The sequence below is a fragment of the Actinoplanes sp. NPDC048791 genome (assembly GCF_040650095.1).
Taxonomy (GTDB): Bacteria; Actinomycetota; Actinomycetes; order Mycobacteriales; family Micromonosporaceae; genus Actinoplanes.
Window position 1 is genome coordinate 1 of the sequence record NZ_JBEZGQ010000712.1, and the last position, 4508, is coordinate 4508.

Genomic DNA, 4508 nt, shown 5'->3' on the forward strand with positions numbered 1-4508 from the left:
GCCCCCCCCCGCCCCCCGGGCGTCCCGCCCACCGCCGCCGCGGCACCTATGCTGCTGCGGTGCTCTCCGACGCCGATGTGGCCGCACTCTACGACCTGCTGAACCCGTGGGACCCGGAGCACCACCCGGCCGACGCGTTCCACCACCGGCTGGTCATGGCGGCCGGCGCGGTGCTCGACGTGGGCTGCGGCACCGGGGCGATGCTGCACCGGGCCCGGGGCCCGGGGCCAAGTTGGGGGGGGGGCGCGATGGACCCCACGCCGGCGGACAACCGCCGGGCATCGTGGCGTGCTGGCCGGGATCGACCCGAACCCGGCGTACCTGGCCCGGGCCCGGCGTCGCGACGACATCGAGTGGGTGCTCGGGACGGCGTCCACGACGCCGTGGGAGCAGGACTTCGATCTGGCCGTGATGACCGGGCACGCGTTCCAGTGCCTGGTCGACGACGGGGAGATCCGGGCCGGGCTCGCCGGGGTACGCGCTGCGCTGCGCGAGGGCGGCCGGTTCGCGTTCGAGACCCGGCACCCGCAGGCGCACGCCTGGGAGGACTGGACGCCCGCACATGCGAGCGAGGTCGTGGACGCCGGCGGCCGGCTCCTGCGGGTGAGTCACGAGGTCGAGTCGGTCGTGGACGATGTCGTCACCTTCACCGAGACCGTCACCGACGCCTCCGGTGCTGCTGTCCACTACGAACGTCAGGTGCTGCGCTTCCTGGGCCCGGAGGTGCTCAACCGGCTGCTGCGCGAGGCCGGCTTCCGGCTCGACGAGCAGTACGGCGACTGGCACGGCGGGCCACTGACCCCGGACAGCCGGGAGATCGTGACCGTCGCCCGTCGTTAGGATCATCGCCATGCCTGGCGACCCTGTGACTGCGGCCGATGTCCGTGAAGCTGTGTATCTGGCGGCCGACACCCTCGCCACGGTGGTGGAGCGGGACTGGCGGGTGCCGGCCGGTGATCTGGACTGGGACTGCTGGGAGACCGTCGAGCACATCGCCGACGACCTTTTCGCGTACGCGTCGCAGCTCGGCCCGCGCCGCCCGTCGGTGACGGAACCGGTCCCCATCGGCTTTGAGTACCGCCGCCCGGGCGGACCGGCGCTGACCATCTATGCCATACCGGAGGAGGGCGGGCAGGCCGGCCTGTTGCAGGTGCTCGAGTCCTGCGGCGCGTTGCTGGCCGCGATGGTCGAGGTCACCCCGTCTTCGGTCCGCTCGCAGCACACCTACGGCGCCTCGGACCCGGAAGGCTTCGCGGCGATGGGCGTGGTCGAGACCCTGGTGCACATGCGTGACGTGGCCGCGGGGCTGGAGCTGTCGTGGGAGCCACCGCAGGATCTGTGCGCCCGTTCCCTGCAACGGCTGTTCCCGGACGTGCCGGCCGAGGGCGACAGCTGGCAGACGCTGTTGTGGGCCACCGGGCGGATCGCCCTGCCCGGCCGCGACCGCCGGGCCTCCTGGCGCTGGGACGGCACGCCCCGCGGTCAACAGTGATGTCGTACCGCGACATCGATGGTATGGTGTTGTCACGGCGCGACATCACCGTCGCGTACGCCGGCGACACCACCAGGGAGACCTGTCCATGACTCCGGTCACGATCGTCCGCCCCGGCGAAGGTGAGCTCATCACCGCCAACGGGCCGTCGCAGATCCGCATCCTCGAGGATGGCAGCCACACCGGGCACCGCCTGGGGATCGGCGAGATCACCCTCCAGCCGCACACGCCCGGCCCCATCCAGCACCGCCATGCCCAGCACGACGAAGGCTTCTACGTCCTGTCGGGCACCGTTCGGTTCACCGTGGGCCAGGACGACCACGACGCCGGTCCCGGCACCTGGGTCATCGTCCCGCCCGGCGCCCCCCACACCTTCGCCAACCTGGGCGACGACCCGGCGGTCATGCTCTCCACCTTCACGCCGGACCTGTACGTGCAGTACTTCCGCGACCTCAAGAAGATGGTCGAGTCCGGGCAGCCGATGACGGCCGAGACCATGACTCCGCTCTGGCAGAAGTACGCCACCGAGATCTCCTCCGAATACCGGCCATGACCCCGTAGGGCGCCTCCACCAGCTCGACGGACACGCCGGGACGGACCCGCTCACCGCACACGGCGACGATCGCGTCGGTGACCGCGGCGATCAGCCGGGCCACGATCTCCGGCGTGTCCGGCCGGTGCAACGCCCCCTCCTTGATCCGGAAACTCACGCTCGGCGCCGGATCCACCGCCGGCTTCCCGCCGATGCCCCAGCGCCCGGCCGGCACCCCGATCAGCCGCACCTCGACGATCTCCCGGGCCCACTCGCCGTAGACCGCCACGACCGCCTCGGTCAGGGTCGCGATCAGCGGCGTCTCCCGCCCGGCGAGGCCCGCAGACCGTGTCCCGAGCTGGCCGCCCACCTCAGGGTCGCGCCGACCACCGTCAGCCTGATGGTGGGTGACCTGTCGTCGTCGACACGCTGCTCGCCTGCGAGGCCGCCGTCTCCGGGGCGTCGGATGCCGGGGAGCTCAGCCCGCCGACAGGTTGAGCTCGAAGCTGTAGCGGCTGGCCCGGTAGACGTGCGAGCCGTACTCCAGCGCGCGGCCGCCGGCGTCCCAGGCCGTACGGGTCATGGTCAGCAGTGAGGCCCCGCGCTTCTCCTGCAGGGTCCGCGCCTCGGCCGCGCTGGCCGAGCGGGCGCCGATCACCTGCGTCGCGATGCGCGGCACGAAGCCCGCCCGGCGCAGCAGCTCGTACAGCCCGTACGCGGCCAGGTCGGCCGCCTCCAGCCGGATCAGGTCGACCGGGATCGCGTTGTGCATCAGCGCGAGGGGCTCCCCACCGGCGTACCGCAGCCGTTCGATCCACGTCACCTCGGCGCCGAGCGGCACCTCCAGGGCCTCGGCCACCTCGGCCGGCGCCGCGATCACCCGCAGGTCGAGCACCTCGGTGCGGGGCTTGCGGTCCGCGCTGACCAGGTCGTCGTACAGGCTGGAGAGCTCGACCGGGCGGCGCACCTTGGGGTGCACGACCTGGGTACCGACGCCGCGTTTGCGCACGAGCATGCCGCGTTCCACCAGATACTGGATCGCGCGGCGGGTGGTCGGCCGGGACACGCCGAGGCGTTCGGCCAGGTCGACCTCGTTCTCGATGCGGGCGCCGACGCCGATCTCGCCCTGCTCGATCAGCTCCTGCAGGCGGCTGGCGACCTGGAAGTAGAGGGGCACGGGGCTGGTCCGGTCGACCTCGACCGGGCGCACCGCAGCACGGGCTGGGGAGGGATCGGATGCCATGGAACCCCCTTCGTTTTTCAGTTTGTCATAACAAAGTATTGACGTGGAAGCCCCCACGTTATTACATCGAAACGAGCCGACACACCGGCCCTGAAGACTTTTCATCGCGCCGTAATCCGCACGGCACACCAGGCGCCGCACCGCGCCTGAGATCTCCCCGTACGGCCCATCCGTCATTCCCAGGGGGACGCATGCCCGCAGACGAGGTCCTGACCATGGGGCGGATCGGCGTCGACCTGTATCCACAGCAGATCGGCGTCTCGCTGCGTGAGGTCCGCACCTTCGCCAAGTTCCTCGGTGGCAGCCCGACCAACGTCGCCGTCGCCGCCGCCCGTTACGGCCGGCGCAGCGCGGTGATCAGCCGGACCGGCGCCGACCCGTTCGGCGAGTTCATCCACGACGCGTTGCGCGGCTTCGGGGTCGACGACCGGTTCGTCACGCCGGTCGCTGCACTGCCCACCCCGGTCACCTTCTGCGAGATCTTCCCGCCGGACGACTTCCCGCTCTATTTCTACCGCTTCCCGAAGGCGCCGGACCTGGAGATAGCCGAGTCCGAGCTGGACCTGGCCGCGATCCGGGCGGCGGACATCTTCTGGGTCACCGGCACCGGCCTGTGCCAGTCGCCGTCGCGGGAGGCCACCCTGGCCGCCCTGCGGGCCCGCAACAAGTCCGGCATCACGGTCCTCGACCTCGACTACCGGCCGATGTTCTGGGAGTCGCGCGAGCAGGCCCGGGAGTGGATCAGCCAGGCCCTGCCGTACGCGACGGTCGCCGTCGGCAACCTCGACGAGTGCGAGACCGCGGTCGGGGTCCGCGAGCCGCACGCCGCCGCGCAGGCCCTGCACGACGCAGGCGTCGAGCTCGCCGTCGTCAAGCAGGGACCGCTGGGCGTGCTGGCCTCCAACGGCAAGGAACAGGTGCAGGTGCCGCCGGTGCCGATCGAGGTGGTCAACGGTCTCGGGGCCGGTGACGCCTTCGGCGGCGCGCTGTGCCACGGGCTGCTCTCCGGCTGGGACCTGGAGACCACGATGCGCTTCTGCAACGCCGCCGGTGCCATCGTCACCACCCGCCTGGCCTGCGCCGACGCCATGCCGACCGAGTCCGAGGTCCACCAGCTGCTCGAGGAGGCCGGCCGTGCTTGACGTCCACGAGCTCGTCGCCGCCCGGGCCGACCGCCCGGACGCCATCGCCGTCGCCGCGGCCGCCCGCCGCCGGCCCGCCGGCTGGCGCGGGGAGCACGG

General features: G+C 71.9%; 6 protein-coding genes. 5 read left to right on the forward strand and 1 reads right to left on the reverse strand.

Translation table 11 applies throughout. The annotated features are described in order from the left end of the window. The first annotated feature begins 288 nt into the window (after positions 1–288). The 4 genes from AB0C29_RS35165 to AB0C29_RS35180 all read left to right on the forward strand — a co-directional run bounded on the left by AB0C29_RS35165 (position 289) and on the right by AB0C29_RS35180 (position 2305). The gene (locus AB0C29_RS35165; protein ID WP_360829674.1) at positions 289–840 is read left to right on the forward strand and encodes a class I SAM-dependent methyltransferase; all 552 of its coding nucleotides are present in this window, start codon (positions 289–291) and stop codon (positions 838–840) included. A 10-nt stretch (positions 841–850) separates the two neighbouring features. After that, on the forward strand, positions 851–1492 hold the full coding sequence (locus AB0C29_RS35170) for a hypothetical protein (RefSeq protein WP_360829677.1): 642 nt from the start codon (positions 851–853) through the stop codon (positions 1490–1492). Positions 1493–1580: 88 nt separating this feature from the next. Beyond that, the gene (locus AB0C29_RS35175) at positions 1581–2045 is read left to right on the forward strand and encodes a cupin domain-containing protein (RefSeq protein WP_360829680.1); all 465 of its coding nucleotides are present in this window, start codon (positions 1581–1583) and stop codon (positions 2043–2045) included. A gap of 77 nt (positions 2046–2122) precedes the next feature. After that, a complete protein-coding gene (locus tag AB0C29_RS35180; RefSeq protein ID WP_360829683.1) occupies positions 2123–2305 on the forward strand; it encodes a hypothetical protein in 183 nt (60 codons plus the stop codon). 197 nt (positions 2306–2502) lie between these two features. Here the strand turns inward: AB0C29_RS35180 and AB0C29_RS35185 are convergent, their stop codons facing one another. Next, entirely contained in the window at positions 2503–3267 is a 765-nt protein-coding gene (locus AB0C29_RS35185; RefSeq protein WP_360829686.1) for a GntR family transcriptional regulator, read from the reverse strand. Between the two features lie 191 nt (positions 3268–3458). Between AB0C29_RS35185 and iolC the strand changes: the two genes are divergently transcribed. After that, on the forward strand, positions 3459–4409 hold the full coding sequence (gene iolC / locus AB0C29_RS35190; RefSeq protein WP_360829689.1) for a 5-dehydro-2-deoxygluconokinase: 951 nt from the start codon (positions 3459–3461) through the stop codon (positions 4407–4409). Positions 4410–4508: the final 99 nt, after the last annotated feature.

What these genes read in the sequence shown, in the direction of transcription:
- AB0C29_RS35170 (WP_360829677.1), top strand. Translation starts at nt 851, where the DNA reads ATGCCTGGCGACCCTGTGACTGCGGCCGATGTCCGTGAAGCTGTGTAT.
- AB0C29_RS35175 (WP_360829680.1), top strand. Translation starts at nt 1,581, where the DNA reads ATGACTCCGGTCACGATCGTCCGCCCCGGCGAAGGTGAGCTCATCACC.
- AB0C29_RS35185 (WP_360829686.1), bottom strand. Translation starts at nt 3,267, where the DNA reads ATGGCATCCGATCCCTCCCCAGCCCGTGCTGCGGTGCGCCCGGTCGAG.
- iolC (WP_360829689.1), top strand. Translation starts at nt 3,459, where the DNA reads ATGCCCGCAGACGAGGTCCTGACCATGGGGCGGATCGGCGTCGACCTG.